This is a genomic window from Rhizobium sp. SVR5-9E (assembly GCF_056755095.1).
The window spans coordinates 1-279 of sequence record NZ_JBNDHS010000366.1; the positions used below are offsets into that span (position 1 = coordinate 1).

At 49.8% G+C, this 279-nt stretch carries 1 rRNA gene; it reads left to right on the forward strand.

Going from position 1 to position 279, the window contains the following annotated elements:
• Positions 1-73: 73 nt before the first annotated feature.
• Positions 74-279 (forward strand): 23S ribosomal RNA (locus tag ACPYOJ_RS35205); the annotation flags it as partial.

Sequence of the window (279 nt, forward strand, 5' to 3'; positions counted from 1 at the left end):
TGTTATGTGTGTTCGAGTCTCTCAAATTTTCGCAAGCCGGTGATGAATCGAAAGAAACATCTTCGGGTTGTGAGGTTAAGCGACTAAGCGTACACGGTGGATGCCCTGGCAGTCAGAGGCGATGAAGGACGTGCTAATCTGCGAAAAGCGCCGGCGAGGTGATATGAACCTTTGACCCGGCGATGTCCGAATGGGGAAACCCAGTGTGTTCCGACACACTATCGTTAACTGAATACATAGGTTAACGAGGCGAACCGGGGGAACTGAAACATCTAAGTA